Annotated in this window: 16 protein-coding genes; 4 read left to right on the top strand and 12 right to left on the bottom strand. The window is 60.3% G+C overall.

Annotated features, from left to right (window positions below):
• The first annotated feature begins 4 nt into the window (after positions 1-4).
• Together dapE and L904_RS01520 are read left to right on the top strand one after the other, a co-directional pair.
• On the top strand, positions 5-1,201 hold the full coding sequence (gene dapE, locus L904_RS01525; RefSeq protein WP_020812451.1) for a succinyl-diaminopimelate desuccinylase: 1,197 nt from the start codon (positions 5-7) through the stop codon (positions 1,199-1,201).
• Entirely contained in the window at positions 1,185-1,781 is a 597-nt protein-coding gene (locus L904_RS01520) for a hypothetical protein (protein ID WP_003520047.1), read from the top strand. The genes dapE and L904_RS01520 overlap by 17 nt, the downstream gene beginning before the upstream one ends.
• A 22-nt stretch (positions 1,782-1,803) precedes the next feature.
• On the opposite strand, the gene truA is transcribed toward L904_RS01520, so the two are convergent.
• The 3 genes from truA to def are packed head-to-tail and all read right to left on the bottom strand — an operon-like array spanning position 1,804 to position 4,100.
• On the bottom strand, positions 1,804-2,607 hold the full coding sequence (gene truA, locus L904_RS01515) for a tRNA pseudouridine(38-40) synthase TruA (protein ID WP_020812450.1): 804 nt from the start codon (positions 2,605-2,607) through the stop codon (positions 1,804-1,806).
• Entirely contained in the window at positions 2,607-3,542 is a 936-nt protein-coding gene (fmt, locus tag L904_RS01510; RefSeq protein WP_020812449.1) for a methionyl-tRNA formyltransferase, read from the bottom strand. Before fmt ends, truA begins: the two co-directional genes overlap by 1 nt.
• A gap of 45 nt (positions 3,543-3,587) precedes the next feature.
• Entirely contained in the window at positions 3,588-4,100 is a 513-nt protein-coding gene (def, locus tag L904_RS01505) for a peptide deformylase (RefSeq protein WP_003503724.1), read from the bottom strand.
• A 148-nt stretch (positions 4,101-4,248) separates the two neighbouring features.
• On the opposite strand from def, the gene L904_RS01500 reads away from it, so the two are divergent.
• On the top strand, positions 4,249-5,442 hold the full coding sequence (locus L904_RS01500) for a DNA recombination protein RmuC (protein ID WP_031234343.1): 1,194 nt from the start codon (positions 4,249-4,251) through the stop codon (positions 5,440-5,442).
• A 53-nt stretch (positions 5,443-5,495) separates the two neighbouring features.
• Positions 5,496-6,395, top strand: a complete 900-nt coding sequence (locus L904_RS01495) for a ribokinase (RefSeq protein WP_031234342.1) — start codon at positions 5,496-5,498, stop codon at positions 6,393-6,395.
• Positions 6,396-6,407: 12 nt separating this feature from the next.
• On the opposite strand, the gene trmB is transcribed toward L904_RS01495, so the two are convergent.
• The 9 genes from trmB to L904_RS01450 all read right to left on the bottom strand — a co-directional run bounded on the left by trmB (position 6,408) and on the right by L904_RS01450 (position 16,132).
• On the bottom strand, positions 6,408-7,106 hold the full coding sequence (trmB, locus tag L904_RS01490) for a tRNA (guanosine(46)-N7)-methyltransferase TrmB (protein WP_020812446.1): 699 nt from the start codon (positions 7,104-7,106) through the stop codon (positions 6,408-6,410).
• A gap of 171 nt (positions 7,107-7,277) precedes the next feature.
• Positions 7,278-8,540 carry a methionine adenosyltransferase gene (gene metK, locus L904_RS01485; RefSeq protein WP_003520054.1) on the bottom strand — a complete coding sequence of 421 codons (1,263 nt, stop codon included), beginning with the start codon at positions 8,538-8,540 and terminating at the stop codon, positions 7,278-7,280.
• A gap of 190 nt (positions 8,541-8,730) precedes the next feature.
• Complete coding sequence (locus L904_RS01480) at positions 8,731-9,150, bottom strand: helix-turn-helix domain-containing protein (RefSeq protein ID WP_003520055.1); 420 nt, start codon at positions 9,148-9,150, stop codon at positions 8,731-8,733.
• 133 nt (positions 9,151-9,283) lie between these two features.
• Entirely contained in the window at positions 9,284-10,873 is a 1,590-nt protein-coding gene (lnt, locus tag L904_RS01475; RefSeq protein ID WP_020812444.1) for an apolipoprotein N-acyltransferase, read from the bottom strand.
• Positions 10,874-11,095: 222 nt separating this feature from the next.
• Entirely contained in the window at positions 11,096-12,103 is a 1,008-nt protein-coding gene (locus L904_RS01470) for a hemolysin family protein (RefSeq protein ID WP_003520057.1), read from the bottom strand.
• A 152-nt stretch (positions 12,104-12,255) separates the two neighbouring features.
• Complete coding sequence (ybeY, locus tag L904_RS01465; protein WP_020812442.1) at positions 12,256-12,762, bottom strand: rRNA maturation RNase YbeY; 507 nt, start codon at positions 12,760-12,762, stop codon at positions 12,256-12,258.
• Positions 12,763-12,772: 10 nt separating this feature from the next.
• The gene (locus tag L904_RS01460; RefSeq protein WP_020812441.1) at positions 12,773-13,828 is read right to left on the bottom strand and encodes a PhoH family protein; all 1,056 of its coding nucleotides are present in this window, start codon (positions 13,826-13,828) and stop codon (positions 12,773-12,775) included.
• Between the two features lie 40 nt (positions 13,829-13,868).
• Positions 13,869-15,272 carry a tRNA (N6-isopentenyl adenosine(37)-C2)-methylthiotransferase MiaB gene (miaB, locus tag L904_RS01455; RefSeq protein WP_020812440.1) on the bottom strand — a complete coding sequence of 468 codons (1,404 nt, stop codon included), beginning with the start codon at positions 15,270-15,272 and terminating at the stop codon, positions 13,869-13,871.
• A 65-nt stretch (positions 15,273-15,337) separates the two neighbouring features.
• Entirely contained in the window at positions 15,338-16,132 is a 795-nt protein-coding gene (locus tag L904_RS01450) for a 1-acyl-sn-glycerol-3-phosphate acyltransferase (protein WP_020812439.1), read from the bottom strand.
• Between the last annotated feature and the right edge of the window lie 7 nt (positions 16,133-16,139).

The raw sequence follows: 16,139 nt of genomic DNA, 5'->3' as shown, positions 1-16,139 counted from the left end.
TGCCATGACCACGACCGATCCCGTTGCCAATCTCGCCGCCCTCATCCGTTGCCCTTCGGTGACGCCTGCGGAAGGCGGCGCGCTTTCCCTGCTCGACACCCTGCTTTCGCCGCTTGGTTTCCAGGTGGACAGGATGGTGGCGAGCGAGGCGGGAACGCCTGACGTGGAGAACCTTTACGCCCGTCTCGGCACCGAGGGCCCGCATCTGATGTTTGCGGGCCATACGGATGTCGTTCCGGTGGGCGATGAGGCCGCATGGAGCCATCCGCCCTTTGCGGCCGAAATCGCCGGTGGCGAAATGTTCGGTCGCGGTGCAGTGGACATGAAGGGCGGCATCGCCTGTTTCGTTGCAGCCATCGCGCGCCATATCGAAAGACACGGCAAGCCGCGGGGGTCCGTTTCTTTCCTGATTACAGGCGATGAGGAAGGCCCGTCGATCAACGGCACCTCCAAGCTGCTGGAATGGGCGGCCGCCAAGGGCGAGACATGGGATGCCTGCGTGGTGGGCGAGCCGACCAATCCCGACCAGCTTGGCGACATGATCAAGATCGGCCGCCGGGGATCGCTTTCCGGCCGCATCACGGTCCATGGCGTGCAGGGCCATGCCGCCTATCCGCATCTCGCCGACAATCCCATTCGCGGTCTGCTGCAACTGACCCACGCGCTGATGCACCCGCCCTTCGATCATGGCACCGACAATTTCCAGCCCTCCAACCTGGAAGTAACGACCGTCGATACCGGCAATGCCGCCACCAATGTAATCCCGGCGCGGGCGACGGCCTCCTTCAACATCCGTTTCAACGATACGTGGACTGCAGAGAGCCTTCGAGCGGAAATCGTCCGCCGCCTCGATGCCGCCGCGGCGGAAGGTGAGCTTCGCCCCGACCGTGCACCGGTGAAGTACGACATCGTCTGGGCCGACCGCCCGGCCCATGTCTTTCTTACCCGGAACAATGCTCTCATCTCGTCGCTTTCCGGCGCGGTGGAAGCCGTGACGGGCAAGGAACCCAAGCTTTCGACCACCGGCGGCACCTCGGATGCACGCTTCATCAAGGATTATTGCCCGGTGGTGGAATTCGGCCTCGTCGGGCAGACCATGCATATGGTCGACGAGCGTGTGGCGGTTGCCGATCTCGAAACGCTGACGCGCATTTACGAGACCTTTATCGAACGCTGGTTCGCCCATGCCGACGGCAAGTGAAATAAGGCTCTATCTGACGGGCCTGTGGCTTCTGCTGCTCGGCGACCATAATGGCGCACGTTATCTGGACCTTTCAGAGCGCGGCATGTGGCGATCCTTCTATTCCGCCCTCTGGTGCCTGCCCGCCATGCTGGTTTCATGGCTGTGGCTGCGCGCCGCCTTCCTCGCCAGCTATCCGCCGGGCACCGGAACGGGCTTCATCTTCTTCTTTCGTCTGGCGATGGTCGAGGCCATCTGCTGGATCGTGCCGCTGCTGTTGATCGGCATGCTGCTGTTTGCCTTCGGCGCACGGGAAAAATTCGCGCCGCTCGTCACCACCATGAACTGGCTGTCGCTGCCTTTTTCCTACGCCTATGCGGTTCTGATCCTGATCGCATTCTTCCTGCCGCCCTTGCAGGGGCTGATCGCCATTCTCTGGTTGGCGCTGCTTCTGTCGCTGGTCTTCGCCTTCTCGCGGATCGTGCGGTTCTTCATCCGCGACCAGTCGCTGCTCGTCTCGGCCATCGTCATGACGCTGCTGGTGCCCGGCATGCTTCTGTCGGAAGCGCTGCAGCGTTTTCTCGGCGTTTATCCGGCCTGAGAGCCGGCGTGGGTTTTAGCGGTCAGTCCGCGTCCTCAGCCATATCGGCTTCAGGGTACCTGTGACGCGGCGGAATGACGTCGGGATAATCGACCTGCATGAAATAGAGACCGTCCGGCGGCGCGACCGGGCCGCAGGCCTTGCGATCGCGCGCCTCCAGCGCGGCACGCACATCCTCCGGCGTCATGGTGCCTTCGCCCGCCAGTTTCAGCGTGCCCGCGAAAGAACGTATCTGGTTATGCAGGAAGCTCTGCGCGGTCGCACGTATCTCGATGAGATCGCCGGTGCGCGTCACATCCAGCCGGTCGAGCGTGCGCACCGGGCTGTTCGCCTGACAATGCACGGAGCGGAAGGTAGTGAAATCATGCCGGCCGACGAGCATCTGGGCGGCTTCATGCATGCGCTCATGGTCCATGTCCTTCGACACCCACCATGCCCGCTTGTGCTCCAGCGCCAGCCGGGCCTTGCGGCAGATGATGCGGTAAAGGTAGTGCCGACGAAGGGCGGAAAACCGGGCGTCGAAATCCTCGGTCACGGAAGCGGCGTCGAGGACGGCCACCGCTTCGCCCGCCATGGCGAGATGCGCATTGAGGGCGTTGCGAAGCTTGTAGGGCTCCCAGTCTCGGGAAAGATCGACGTGGACGACCTGCCCGACGGCATGCACGCCGGAATCGGTGCGGCCGGCGCCGCGAATGGAGACGCTCTCTCCCGTCAACGAGCGAACCGCAGCCTCCAGCGCACCCTGAACCGAGGGGCCGTTATCCTGTCTCTGCCAGCCATAATAAGGCGTGCCGTCATATTCGACGGTCATGCGGAAACGTGGCATCAGCCGAGCCTCGTTGTGGTCGGAACCGGTGTGCCGCGCACGAAATCTGCCGCCGACATCGGCTTGCCGCCCGCCTTCTGCAGACGGGTGAGCCGCACGGCGCCGCTGCCGCAGGCAATGGTAAGGGCGTCATCGAGCGCCGCGCCCGCTTCTCCCATGCCGCTTGCCAGTTCGGAGGCCAGAACCTTCACGCGCTCCGCCTTGCCACCGATGTCCATTTCCAGCCATGCGCCGGGAAACGGCGAAAGGCCGCGAATGTGATTATGCACATCCTGCGCCGGCCTCGAAAAATCGATGCGGGTCTCGCCCTTGTCGATCTTCGCGGCGTAGAGAACGCCTTCTTCCGCCTGCGTGACGAGCGGCAGGTCGCCGGCTTCCAGCTTGTCCATAGCCTGCCGCATCAGCCGCGCTCCGGCCAGCATCAGGCTGTCATGCAATTCTCCCGCGGTCATGTTCTCATCGATCGCGACCTTGGCGGTCAGCGCGACGGGGCCGGTATCGAGCCCCTTTTCCATTTTCATGACCATCATGCCGGTCTCGGCATCGCCGGCCATGATGGCCCGCTGGATGGGGGCAGCACCGCGCCAGCGCGGTAGCAGCGAGGCGTGGCCGTTATAACAGCCAAGGCGCGTGCCGCTGAGGATCGCTTCCGGCAGCAGCAGCCCGTAAGCCACGACGACCGCTACATCGGCATTGAAATCCCGGAACTGCTGGCGATCTTCCTCTGCCTTGAAATTCACCGGCGTCAGCACGGGCAGGCCCAGCAGTTCGGCGGCCTGATGCACCGGGGACTTCTGCAGATCGAGGCCACGACGGCCGCCGGGACGCGGCGGCTGGGTGTAGACCGCAACGATCTCGTGGCCGGCCTCCACCAGTGCACGCAAGGTGGGAACGGAAAATTCCGGCGTACCCATAAAAATGATGCGAAGAGCCATCGTCGCCCCCTGCCCTGTCGTCCATTCCGGTCCAGAGAGGACGGATCAGATCTTTGCGCGGGCCGCTTTCGTGAATTTCTTGATGACCATGTCGCGCTTCAGCCGCGAAATATGGTCGATGAAGAGAACGCCGTTCAGGTGATCGATCTCATGCTGCAGGCAGGTGGCGAGCAGGCCATCCGCCTCGACCGTCTGCTGCTTGCCGTCACGGCCGACATATTGCACCGTGAGCGACGCAGGACGCTCGACCTCGGCGTAATAATCGGGGATGGAGAGGCAGCCTTCCTCATAGGTCGAGACATCGTCCGACACCTTTAGGATTTCCGGATTGATGAAGACGATCGGGGTCTTTTCCTCGCCTTCACGCGCAACGTCGATCACCAACATGCGGCGCGCCACGCCGATCTGAATGGCAGCGAGGCCGATACCCGGCGCATCATACATGGTTTCCAGCATGTCGTCGGCAAGACGCAGCACCTCGGCATCCACCTTTTCGATGGGCTTCGATTGCTGGCGCAACACGGGATCGGGCAAAATGATAAGCGGTTTGATGGTCATGGCTTCCCATAACGTATCTCTTGCGCGGAGGAAATAAAAAACACGAGGTTCAAACCGCCTCCGGCATCCGCCCCGCCCGACTCATTTCCGCCGTAGGAATGTTCTTGTTTTGATCTTCCGAATCACAAGAAACCTGCTAGATTTAATCATGAGCATAGATTTCTCCGTTCTCCTCGATCCCGCGCTGCGGGCCGGCTCCGTCGACATCAGCTTCGGCGCGCTGCTCGCGGCTCTGGTTTTCGGTCTGGTCACCACCTGGCTGGTGACGGCGAGCCGCGCGAAAAAAGCGGGTGCGGATGGCGAAATCTCCGACCTCCTCAAAACACAGTCCGAACTGCATGGCCGCATCGCCGCCATGGCGGAAACGCTCGGCACCCGCCAGACCGAGATGAGCCAGACGCTGAACCAGCGCCTCGACGGCATGTCGCAGCGCCTTGGCGAAACACTGACGGAGCAGACCCGGTCGACGCATGAGAATCTGAGCCGCCTGCAGGAGCGCCTCGCGGTCATCGACGCCGCGCAGGGCAATATTCAGGATCTGGCGAAGGACGTAGTCGGGCTTCAGGCCATCCTTTCCAACAAGCAGACACGCGGCGCCTTTGGACAGGCCCGCATGGAGACGTTGATTGCCGATGCGCTTCCGGCCGGAGCCTTCCAGTTGCAGCCGACGCTTTCGAACGGCTACCGGCCGGACTGCACCATCAAAATGCCCAACAATGCTCCGCCGCTCGTCATCGACGCCAAGTTTCCGCTGGAGGCATGGAACGCCATCAAGGCGGACGAGACGCCCGAAACCAAACGCGCCGCCGTGCAGCAGTTTCGCCGCGATATGGAAGTGCATATTCGCGATGTGGCCGAGAAATACCTCATCCGCGGCGAGACGCAGGATACGGCCTTCATCTTCGTGCCGTCCGAATCGATCTTCGCCGATATTCACCAGCATTTCGAATATCTGGTGCAACGCGCTCACCGCGCCCGTGTCGTCATCGTTTCGCCGTCGCTCTTGATGCTGTCGGTACAGGTCATCCAGTCCGTGCTCAAGGATCAGCGCATGCGCGAGCAGGCACATCTCATCCAGGGTGAAGTGGCATTGCTCATGGACGATGTGCGGCGGCTGGACGACCGGACGCGCAAGCTGCAGGCCCATTTTGGATTGGCCCAAAAAGATATCGATATGATGCTGATCTCCTCCGACAAGGTGCTGGCGCGCGGCCAGAAAATCGAAGGTCTCGATTTTTCACCGACGGAAAAAGAGACTTCGCATGGGGAAATCGAGCAGGCTCGACGCTTTGCCGAGAACAGGGCGGGAACGGCAAAGTTGCGGGTGGTTGACGACGAGTGATCCGCTCGGGCAAAGTCGCCGCCTTGCTTGAATTCTATACGGATACGCCCTCCATGATTACTGTTTTCGGCTCCATCAACATGGACCTCGTCGCCACCGCCAAACGCCTGCCAAAGCCCGGTGAAACCGTGACGGGCGAGACCTTCTCCACGGCCGCCGGCGGCAAGGGAGCCAACCAGGCGTTAGCCGCACGGCGTGCGGGCGCCACGGTCAAGATGGCCGGCGCTGCGGGCGATGACACCTTTGCCGCGCCGGCGCTGACATTGCTGCGCGACGCCGGCACCGATCTCTCATTGGTGAAGACCACGCCCGGCCCTACGGGGACGGCAGTGATCCTTATCGGCGAAGGCGGGGAAAACATGATCTCGGTCATTCCCGCCGCCAATGGTGAAGTCTCCGCATCCGACGCCGCGAAAGCCCTGTCGGAAATGTCAGCGGGCGATATTTTGATGCTGCAGTTCGAGATACCCGCGCCCGCTATCGAAGCGGCGCTGACGGCTGCGAAGGCAAAGCGCGTCACCACCGTCATCAATACTGCGCCACTGACCGCCGATGGGCCGCGCCTTGCGGGCCTTGCCGATATCGTCATCGCCAATGAAACCGAGTTCGAATTGCTGATCGGAAAGAACGGCCTTTCCGGTTCTGAGCGGGAAACCGAACTGAAAGCCCTACATGACAGGACCGGCCAGACATTGATCGTGACGCTTGGTGCCGATGGCGTGATCGCCATGCGCAACGGCAAGGTTTTCCGGGCTTCCGGCCTCAAGATCGAACCGGTCGATACGGTCGGTGCGGGCGACACCTTCTGCGGTTATCTCGCCGCCAGCCTCGATCAGGGTATGGATTTCGAAAGGGCGCTGAAGCGCGCTGCCGTGGCAGGTTCGCTCGCCTGCACCCGCGCCGGCGCCCAGCCTTCCATTCCGCTGGCAGCGGAAGTGGATGCGGCACTCTAAGGGATCAGCCGCTCAACGACGAATGAAGGTGAGATAGGCCGAGCTGCGGCCTTCTCTTTTCGCTTTGTTCTCATAACGCGTGCCCGGCCAGTTGGCGTAGGGCGTGCGCCAGTCATCAGCACTCGCCGCCGTCCATTCGAAGCCGCCATGGCGGGCGCAATGCTGCAGCGTCCAGTTGACGTAGGTATCGATATCGGAAGCGAAGCAGAACTTTCCGCCGGGTTTCAGCACGCGATGGAAGCGGGCAAGGTTGACGTCTGAAACGAAACGACGCTTCCAGTGCTTCTTCTTCGGCCACGGGTCAGGATAGAGAAGGTCGATATGATCGATCGATCCCTCGGGCAGCCAGTCCAGCAATTGCGTCGCATCATCGTCGTAAAGGCGGATATTCATCAACTCGCGTTCGCGCACGGCGGCGAGCAGCTTGGCCATGGAATTGACGAAGGGTTCCACGCCGATGAAACCCGTCTCCGGGTTTTCAACCGCGCGGTGGGCGAGATGCTCGCCGCCGCCGAAACCGATCTCCAGACGGACCGACCGCACATCCGCGGGGAAAAGAGCGGCGAGATTTTGCGGCGGGGCGCTTTCCAGATCGATTTTCAGCAAAGGCAACAGGTTCTCGATTGTATCGACCTGCTGATTGCGCAGGGGCTTGCCCTTGCGTCTGCCAAAAAACGCTTCCGTCGCGCGCGAACGCCGTTCTTCCGTCATCTCATACTCTCAAGAACAAATAGACTTAACCCGCACAGCGCCACATGAGGCGCTGTGCGGGTTACAAAAGTTGGTGACGGTATCTCTCAATCGCCGTCAAATAACAAGCGCGATATCTGGTTGACGCATTTTCCGGACGTAAAACCGCTACGCAATTTTACTGGAAATGCTTCAAGCGCTCAAAGCTTCCTTGAGCGGCTTCACCAGATCGAGCTTCTCCCAGGAGAAGGAGCCGTCACGGCCAGCCTTGCGGCCGAAATGGCCGTAGGAAGACGTCTTGGCGTAGATCGGCTTGTTGAGATCGAGATGACGGCGAATGCCCGACGGCGACAGATCCATGACCTTGCGGATCGCGGCCTCGACCTGATCTTCGCTGACCTTGCCGGTGCCATGCAGATCGACATAAATCGACAACGGCTGGGCGATGCCGATTGCGTAGGAAATCTGGATCGTGCAGCGCTCGGCAAGGCCGGCAGCCACGACGTTCTTGGCGAGATAACGGGCGGCATAGGCGGCGGAACGGTCGACCTTGGTCGTGTCCTTGCCGGAGAATGCACCGCCGCCATGGGGCGCAGCGCCGCCATAGGTGTCGACGATGATCTTGCGGCCCGTCAGGCCGGCGTCACCATCGGGACCGCCGATGACGAACTTGCCGGTCGGGTTGATGTACCACTGGCAATCGTCAGCGATCTTCAGGTCGCCCAGAGCTTCGCGGATATAGGGTTCGACAACGGCGCGAACCTTCTTCGAATCCCAGCTTGCATCGAGATGCTGCGTGGACAGAACGATGGATACGGCTTCCGCCGCCTTGCCGTCGACGTAACGAACCGTGACCTGGCTCTTGGCGTCGGGGCCGAGCTTTGCCGCTTCGCCTTCGCCGCTTTTACGGGCCGTGGCGAGCAGCTGCAGGATACGGTGGGAATAATAAATCGGCGCCGGCATGAGGTCCGGCGTTTCCTTGCAGGCGTAACCGAACATGATGCCCTGGTCGCCGGCGCCCTCGTCGCCCTGCTTGTCGGAGGCGTTGTCCACGCCCTGCGCGATGTCTGCAGACTGCGGATGCAGGAGAACATCGATCTTGGCGGTCTTCCAGTGAAAACCATCCTGCTCGTAGCCGATGTCGCGGATCGCCTTGCGGGCGGCGGACTTGAACTTCGAGGGGTTGATGACCGGATGGCCAGCGGCGTCCTTGAGGACCTTGCCGTCCTTGTCCTTCTTCAGAAGCGTATCGGGAACCCGAACCTCACCGGCGATAACGACGCGGTTGGTCGTCGCAAGCGTTTCGCATGCGATGCGCACGGTCCAGGGATCAACGCCCGTCTTGGACGCTTCACGATAGATGAGATCCACGATTTCATCGGAAATACGATCACAAACCTTGTCCGGATGACCCTCGGCCACGGACTCGCTGGTGAACAGATAATTGGCACGCATGCGGGATTCCCCTCAAAGAACGGTCTTGGAGTTTGTTAGTCATTTCGGCCACGAAAAACAAGGACACAACCACATAAATATATCTTTATGTGAGAATTCCTTTCTAATCGAGCGCAAAAAAACGGTCCTTGCGGACCGTTGAGTGCCCGGCATCCCGTGCCGGAAATTTTCTGCGTCGCGCGGGCTGCGCTTACTCGGCGTCACCTTCGGCGGCGAGCGCCTTGACGAGATCGACGAGACGGCGGCGAACCTTCGGATCGGCGATCTTCACGAAGGCGCGGTTCAGCTGCAGACCTTCAGCCGAGGACAGAAAGTCGACCACGTAATTGGAGCTCGACGCCTCCGCCATGCCGGGTGTGCCGCCAGCCTGATCGCCGGGTGCATCTTCGAAAAAAAAGGAAACGGGCACATTGAGGATCGCGGAAATATTCTGGAGGCGACTGGCGCCAACGCGGTTCGTGCCTTTTTCATATTTCTGGATTTGCTGAAAGGTAATTCCGAGACTTTCACCCAGCTTCTCCTGGCTCATTCCGAGCATGGTTCTGCGAAGGCGAATTCGGCTTCCGACATGAATGTCGATGGGGTTAGGCTTTTTCTTATTCTCGGTCATCATGCGGTCCTGACACTCGGAAAGGGTTGATATCTCGCTTCATTACTATTCGAAGAAATGAGTCGGCAATTCGACAGCGTCTAAACTTGTTTTACGACTGACGTATTCACTATGCAATTACAGGGGTTCCCGGTCAATTCTGGCGCCGAGCGAAACTCAAGGCGGGAAATACCGCAACGATCATCAAGATAGAAAAAATCAACCAGAAATACGTCCGATGTGTGTCGTAAGTAAATGCGTCGTTTGACCCACCACTCAAAGTGGCGTCAACAATTCCCACCCGACCGTAATCGAGCCCCGCAATAATGCGGCCATAGGGGTCTACGACAGCGGAAATTCCGGTATTGGCACCGCGAATCACCGGCACGCCCGTCTCAACGGCCCGGACCCTCGCCTGCAGAAAATGCTGATAGGGGCCGGGCGTATCGCCAAACCAGCCATCATTGGTCACATTCAGGATGGCGGCCGAGCCGGCCAGCCCCGGCGTCATCTCACCCGGGAAAATGATCTCGTAACAGATGAGAGGATAGAAGGTCTTGCCCGAAGGAAGCGTGAGCGGCGTGCGCGATGAGGCGGCGGAGAATCCGCCCGGCAGGGCAATGACATTGTCGATGCCGAATTCCCGCAGGATGCCTTCAAAGGGAACATATTCGCCAAAGGGGGTCAGATGCACCTTGTCGGTCGCGCCGATGATCTCGCCCTGGCTGTCGATTGCATAGACCGAATTGTAATAGCGCGGCGGGCGGCCGGCTCCCTGATCTTCCATTCTGACGGCGCCGGTGAACAGCACCTGTCCATCCTCCAGCGTTTTGGCGATTTCCGCCAGAGCATCCGGGTTTTGCGTCAGAATGAACGGCACGGAGGTTTCCGGCCAGACGATGATATCAGGGCGCTTTTTCCCTTCGCCCGGCGGCAGAGCAGAGAGCCGCAGATGCTCGCCAAAAATCTCCGCCCTGTCCGCGTTCAGCATCTTGCGTGACTGATCGATGGAAGGCTGCACGATCCGAACGGTCAGCGCGTCTGCAGGCACCTCCGCCGGCGTCTGGAGACGGTAGAAGCCATAACCGAAATGGCCGGCCAGCAGCAGCCCCGCCACGGCGAGACCCGGCCACATGCCTTTTTTCGTGCCTATCAGCGCGGGCGAGGCGAAGATGAAAACCGCAAGCGTCGTTATACTGAAAAGGCCAAGCAGATGTGCCGACTGCATCATAATCGGGATGGGCATGATGCCGTAACCGATGGCGTTCCAGGGAAAGCCGGTGGCCAGGAAGCTGCGCAGCCATTCCGAAAAGCCGAACGCGGCAGCAAGTGCAGCGATACGGCCCAGGCCCTCCGACCAGAGGAGATTGGCTGCGGCAACCGCAAAACCGTAAAACAACGCCAGAAAAGCGGGAAGACCAAGAATGGCGAGCGGCAGCGCCCAGGCGAATTCATCGGCTTCCAGCAGGAGAGCATTGCCGAGCCACCACAGGCCCGCGACGAAATAACCAAGCCCGAAACACCAGCCGATGCCGAAGGCCGGCAGGATGCGGCTGAAGAGGCCGCCGCCCGGTTTTCCGGTGCAGCCATCCACGAGCCAGACAAGCAGAGTGAAAGAGAAAAACAGCGCCGCGAAAAAGCCGAATGGAGGCAAAGCGAGCGCCCCGACCGCACCTGCGGCAATCGCCATAACTGCGCGGCTCATGCCGCCGGCCAGCATTACCCTGCCTGCAAGACGCTCCATGCCATCTCCGTTTATGCGCGTCCGGAAAAGCCCGCAGCCGGCAAGGCCGCGCCACGGAATTTCCTCTCAGACCCGACGTAAAGGAAAAAAGATTCGCAGTCCACAGGAGGCATGGCGACCGAAGCGCCATGTGTTCTTTTCGACGCCGAACACGGGCATTCATACCTGTCGGATTGATATGTCGAAAGGTGGAAGCGACGGAGAAAACCCCGTCGACCTTCCTTAATCGGCGTTCTGCTGGTGCGTGATAAGGCGGACATCCGGCGCAGGCAGCGCAATCACCTCATTGGCGCCCGCTTCGCCTGGAGCGCGATCGTCCTCACCTTCAGAGCCGTGATCGCGGACGATACGAACGCCCTTGATACGCCTGCTATCGGCATCGAGGATCTGGAACTCGAAACCGGGCACGGCCCTGACCACCTCGCCCTTGGCCGGAATGCGGCCTAGCGCGAAGAAGATGAGACCGCCGAGCGTATCGATTTCCTCCAGATGTTCACGAACATCGAATTCCGGCCCGATCGCCTCGGCAAGTTCGGTGAGTTCCGCGCGTGCATCCGCGACAAGCACATCGGCGGAAAGACGGGAGAACATCGCCTCGTCCTTGTCGTGCTCGTCATCGATGTCACCCACGACCATCTCGACGATATCCTCGTGGCTGACGAGACCGTCGGTGCCGCCATATTCATCGATCACCAGCGCAAGCTGGGTTCTCTGGGCCTGCATCGTCTTCAAAAGGTCAGAGGCCAGCATGGAGGGCGGTGCGAAAAGAATTTTGCGCACCAGCCCGGCAGCGGCGACCGTCTGCTCCAGATCGACACGTGCCAGGTCGAAATTCGGCCGCGGTGAACGCGGCGCCTTCACCTCACCGTAAGCGACGCTTCGCGAACCGGCCCGGCGTTTGTTGCGGGCCTGCTTGGCGACATAGGCCAGCAGATCGCGAATGTGGATCATGCCCTTCGGATTATCCAGCGTCTCGTCATAGACCGGCATGCGGGAACGCCCGGTTTCCTCGAAGAGGATCAGCGCATCGCCGATCGTCATATTCTCATCGAGACCGTCGATGTCCACACGCGGGATCATGATATCTTCGACCCGAACCTCGCGGAAACGCAGGATATTGTTCAGCATCGCCCGTTCTTCGGGCGAAAAGGCCGCACCGATTTCGGTGTCGTCCATCAGCGCGTCGGTCAAATCCTCGCGCAGGCGCTCGCCCTGTGACGGTTTCAGCAACCGCGCGATGCGCGACCAGATCGTCGATCTCGGCTTTGCAGTGAAGTCTTGACGTAAGTGACTACTGCCCTCCTCCGAAGAGGACTGCTCGCCGTTTTCTCTGCCCTCACTGGCAGGTCGTGCAGATGTTCGTTCATGGCTCCAGACAATATTTAAAGCGGTTCCTGACCCGCGTAAGGATCAGATAGGCCAAGCACCGCCAAAATGCGAGTCTCAAGCGACTCCATTTCTTCCGCCTCTTCCTCGTCCATATGGTCATAACCGAACAAATGCAGGAACCCATGAACGAGCAGATGGGTCAGATGATCCCCGAAACTCTTCTCAAGTTCAAGGGCCTCGCGTTCAACCGTCTCGCGCGCGATGACGATATCGCCCAGCATGGGGCCCGGCATTCCGCCCGGCTCCAGCGGAAAAGCCGGGAAAGACAGGACATTGGTTGCCTTGTCCTTGTCGCGCCACTCAGCGTTGATTTCGCGAATATTTTCGTCGTCGGTGAAGACCAGCGACAGTTCCACCGGCATTTTCGGGAAGGGTTGGTCCTCTTCCCGCTTCAGGAAATCGACCGCTGCATCCAGCACCCTGGTGGCAAAGGCAGCCAAGTCCTCTTCCGAGGACCAGCCTTCGGCCTCGACGCTGATTTGAATATCCAGAGCTGTCATTGTCTTTACGTCAGCTGCCCTTCACGAGGCTTTCATCCGGCACGGCCGTGTGGGATTCGTAAGCCCGGACGATACGCGCCACCATCGGATGACGAACGACATCGACATCCTTGAAGCGCACGACGGACACACCTTCCACATCGCCAAGGATTTGCAGAGCCTCGACAAGACCGGATTTCACGCCGCGTGGCAAATCCACCTGGCTCGGGTCACCCGTCACGATCATCCGGCCGTTCTCGCCAAGGCGGGTCAGGAACATCTTCATCTGCATGGTCGTGGTATTCTGGGCTTCGTCCAGAATGACGGCGGCATTGGCCAGTGTGCGGCCGCGCATGAACGCCAGCGGCGCGATTTCGATGACGCCCGCCTGAATGGCGCGCTCCACCTTGTCGCCCGGCATCATGTCATAAAGCGCGTCATAAAGCGGGCGCAGATAAGGATCGACCTTTTCCTTCATGTCGCCCGGCAGGAAGCCCAGACGCTCACCCGCTTCGACGGCGGGACGCGACAGGATGATGCGGTCAACCGCTCCACGTTCCAGAAGCTGCGCCGCATGAGCGACGGCAAGATAGGTCTTGCCGGTACCGGCGGGGCCGACACCGAAAACCAGTTCGGATTGCTCCAGTGCCCGCATGTAGACGTCCTGTGTCGGCGTGCGGGCAGCGATGGTCTTCTTGCGGGTGGAAATCTGCGCCATGGAAATCTTCGCCTTGCGTTCCATCGTCGGCAAGGTCAGCTGGTCGTCTGCGGCCATGGCCATGCGGATCGCGCCTTCGACATCGGAGACCTCGGCGGTTCCGCCCTTGAGCAGCCGTTCATAAAGGAAATCCAGCGCCCGACGGGCCTGATTGGTGGCAACGACATCGCCGGTGATGGCGACGGAATTGCCGCGCGGGCGAGCGTCGATATTGAGGCGCTGTTCCAGAAGCTTCAGGTTCTGATCGAACTGACCGAATAGCTCGCCCGCTATCCTGTTATTCTCGAACGTGAGGACGAAGTGATTGGCGTCGGTCGCGGCTTGGCGTGGCTGGCGCGATGAATTTGATACCAATTCGTGTGCGTTCAAGCGGTCAGGCTCCTGTCCCAATCAGTGTCGGCTCCTCACTCTAACTCCCTGCCACCTCGGCAAACAAGCTGTTTGGACCCGTTGCGGTGATTCGTACATTAACAATGTCACCGATTTTCAAAGTCTTTGCATCAAGATTCACGGATTGCAGCCATGGAGAGCGACCTATCAACTGCTCAGGCATGCGGCCGGGCTTTTCCAGCAGCACATCCATGGTTTTTCCGACCAGCGATTCCGCAAATTCCTTCTGCTGCCGCAGCAACAGGGCCTGCAATCTTTCCAGTCGCTCCGCCTTCACCTCTTCCACAACCTGATCGGTAAGATCGGCTCCCGGCGTGCCGGGGCGGGTGGAATATTTGAACGAGAAGGCCTGCGCATACTTCACCGTCTCGACCATCGCCATCGTATCTTCGAAATCGCGATCCGTCTCACCGGGGAAACCGACAATAAAGTCTCCCGACATGGCAATATCAGGGCGGGCGGCGCGGATTTTTTCGATAAGCTGGATATATTCCTCACCCGTATGGCGACGGTTCATCGCTTTCAGAATGCGGTCCGAACCGGACTGCACCGGCAGATGCAGATAGGGCATCAGGATGCGCAGATCGCGATGCGCGCCGATCAGGCGCTCGTCCATGTCGCGCGGATGGCTGGTGGTGTAGCGAAGCCGTGCGAGGCCGGGAATTTCCGCCAACCGGTAAAGCAGTTCGGCCAAACCCCATTTCTCGCCCTTCGGGCCTTCGCCCTGCCAGGCATTGACGTTCTGGCCGAGCAGTGTGATCTCGCGCACGCCGGCATCGACGAGCTTCATCGCCTCATCGACGATCTGGCGCACGGGGCGGGAAACTTCCGAACCGCGCGTATAGGGCACGACACAGAAGGTACAGAACTTGTCGCAACCTTCCTGCACCGTCAGAAACGCGGTCACGCCGCGCGTGCGCAGCGTCGCCTTTTCGGCCACCGGCAGATGCTCGAACTTGTCTTCGACCGCATATTCGGTTTCGATGACACGCTCGCCGCCGCGCACCCGCTTCAGGGCATCTGGCAGGCGATGATAGGTCTGTGGGCCGATGACGACATCGACGGCGGGCGCACGGCGAAGGATTTCCTCGCCTTCCGCCTGCGCAACGCATCCGGCAACGCCAATCATGAATTCGCGGCCCTGCTCTTCGCGCGATTTTTTCATATCGCGCAGGCGGCCAAGCGCCGAATAGACCTTTTCAGCCGCCTTTTCGCGGATATGACAGGTGTTCAGCAGAACCAGATCCGCCTCGCCCATATCCTCCGTCTGAACGTAACCGTCCTTCGCCAGCGCATCGCTCATACGGACGGAATCGTAGACATTCATCTGACAGCCGTAGGTCTTGATGAAGACCTTCCGGCTGTTCGAACCCTCGCGGGCGATCATGGGTGGGGCGTCAAGGCCAAGCGTTTCCTGGGTCATGGCGGCTATCTAGTGTTTTTCACCACCAGATTAAACAGAAAAATGCCGGAAAAGCTACGATCTCGCTAATTCCGCCAGCCGCCGCGCAGGCTGAAGGCCAGCATGGAGCGGATGGAGGCGGCGATATCGGTCGCCAGGCGCTTGCGGTTATCCGTGCTGTGAAACGGAATGCTGTCACCGAATGTCACATCGACATCGATGGCGCCGGCCCTGATGATGCCGAGCAGATGCGGCACGAGCGTGATGCTGCCCGGCCAGGCGGCGATGACACGATGGTAACGCCCCATGGCCATGCCCTGCACCCTAGTATAGGCGATGGCGACCGGCTGTACATAAACCAGTTTGCCCGGAACCTGTTCAGCGGCGGTGGAGGCCGCACCGAACAGCGAGGATTTGACGGCAAGCATGCGGTTGCCGTCCGAAGTGGTGCCTTCCGGAAACAAAACGACGATCTCGCCATCGGCCATGCGGCTGGCGATCTCGCTCACCTGCGCGCCGGTGCTGCGTTTCTGCTCACGCTGAACGAAGATGCTTTTCTGCAAGCGGGCGAGCCAGCCGAAAACCGGCCAGTCCCGCACCTCAGTCTTGGCGATGAACACCACGTCGGCAATGCTGCCCAAAACCAGAATGTCCTTCCACGAGGCGTGATTGACCGCCAGCATCAGCGGTTTCGCCCGCTCCACATCGCCATGCACATGCACGCGGATGCCGAGAACATGGCAGGCGATGCGGTGCCAGAGGCGGGGAATGCGACGGCGAAGCCGCCAGTCGAAGGCAAGGCCCAGCAGTTGAAGCGGCAGCAAGACGAGCGTGACGATCAGCAGAACGACCGCAATATAGGCTGTCCGCAGCCACATCATGAGAAAA

The sequence above is a fragment of the Agrobacterium sp. LY4 genome, from assembly GCF_001526585.1.
Classification (GTDB): domain Bacteria; phylum Pseudomonadota; class Alphaproteobacteria; order Rhizobiales; family Rhizobiaceae; genus Agrobacterium; species Agrobacterium leguminum.
Note: the sequence above shows the minus strand (reverse complement) of the source record. Positions and strands in the feature narration are given on the sequence as shown.

What these genes read in the sequence shown, in the direction of transcription:
- dapE (WP_020812451.1), top strand. Translation starts at nt 5, where the DNA reads ATGACCACGACCGATCCCGTTGCCAATCTCGCCGCCCTCATCCGTTGC.
- L904_RS01520 (WP_003520047.1), top strand. Translation starts at nt 1,185, where the DNA reads ATGCCGACGGCAAGTGAAATAAGGCTCTATCTGACGGGCCTGTGGCTT.
- truA (WP_020812450.1), bottom strand. Translation starts at nt 2,607, where the DNA reads ATGCCACGTTTCCGCATGACCGTCGAATATGACGGCACGCCTTATTAT.
- fmt (WP_020812449.1), bottom strand. Translation starts at nt 3,542, where the DNA reads ATGGCTCTTCGCATCATTTTTATGGGTACGCCGGAATTTTCCGTTCCC.
- def (WP_003503724.1), bottom strand. Translation starts at nt 4,100, where the DNA reads ATGACCATCAAACCGCTTATCATTTTGCCCGATCCCGTGTTGCGCCAG.
- L904_RS01500 (WP_031234343.1), top strand. Translation starts at nt 4,249, where the DNA reads ATGAGCATAGATTTCTCCGTTCTCCTCGATCCCGCGCTGCGGGCCGGC.
- L904_RS01495 (WP_031234342.1), top strand. Translation starts at nt 5,496, where the DNA reads ATGATTACTGTTTTCGGCTCCATCAACATGGACCTCGTCGCCACCGCC.
- trmB (WP_020812446.1), bottom strand. Translation starts at nt 7,106, where the DNA reads ATGACGGAAGAACGGCGTTCGCGCGCGACGGAAGCGTTTTTTGGCAGA.
- metK (WP_003520054.1), bottom strand. Translation starts at nt 8,540, where the DNA reads ATGCGTGCCAATTATCTGTTCACCAGCGAGTCCGTGGCCGAGGGTCAT.
- L904_RS01480 (WP_003520055.1), bottom strand. Translation starts at nt 9,150, where the DNA reads ATGACCGAGAATAAGAAAAAGCCTAACCCCATCGACATTCATGTCGGA.
- lnt (WP_020812444.1), bottom strand. Translation starts at nt 10,873, where the DNA reads ATGGAGCGTCTTGCAGGCAGGGTAATGCTGGCCGGCGGCATGAGCCGC.
- ybeY (WP_020812442.1), bottom strand. Translation starts at nt 12,762, where the DNA reads ATGACAGCTCTGGATATTCAAATCAGCGTCGAGGCCGAAGGCTGGTCC.
- miaB (WP_020812440.1), bottom strand. Translation starts at nt 15,272, where the DNA reads ATGACCCAGGAAACGCTTGGCCTTGACGCCCCACCCATGATCGCCCGC.
- L904_RS01450 (WP_020812439.1), bottom strand. Translation starts at nt 16,132, where the DNA reads ATGATGTGGCTGCGGACAGCCTATATTGCGGTCGTTCTGCTGATCGTC.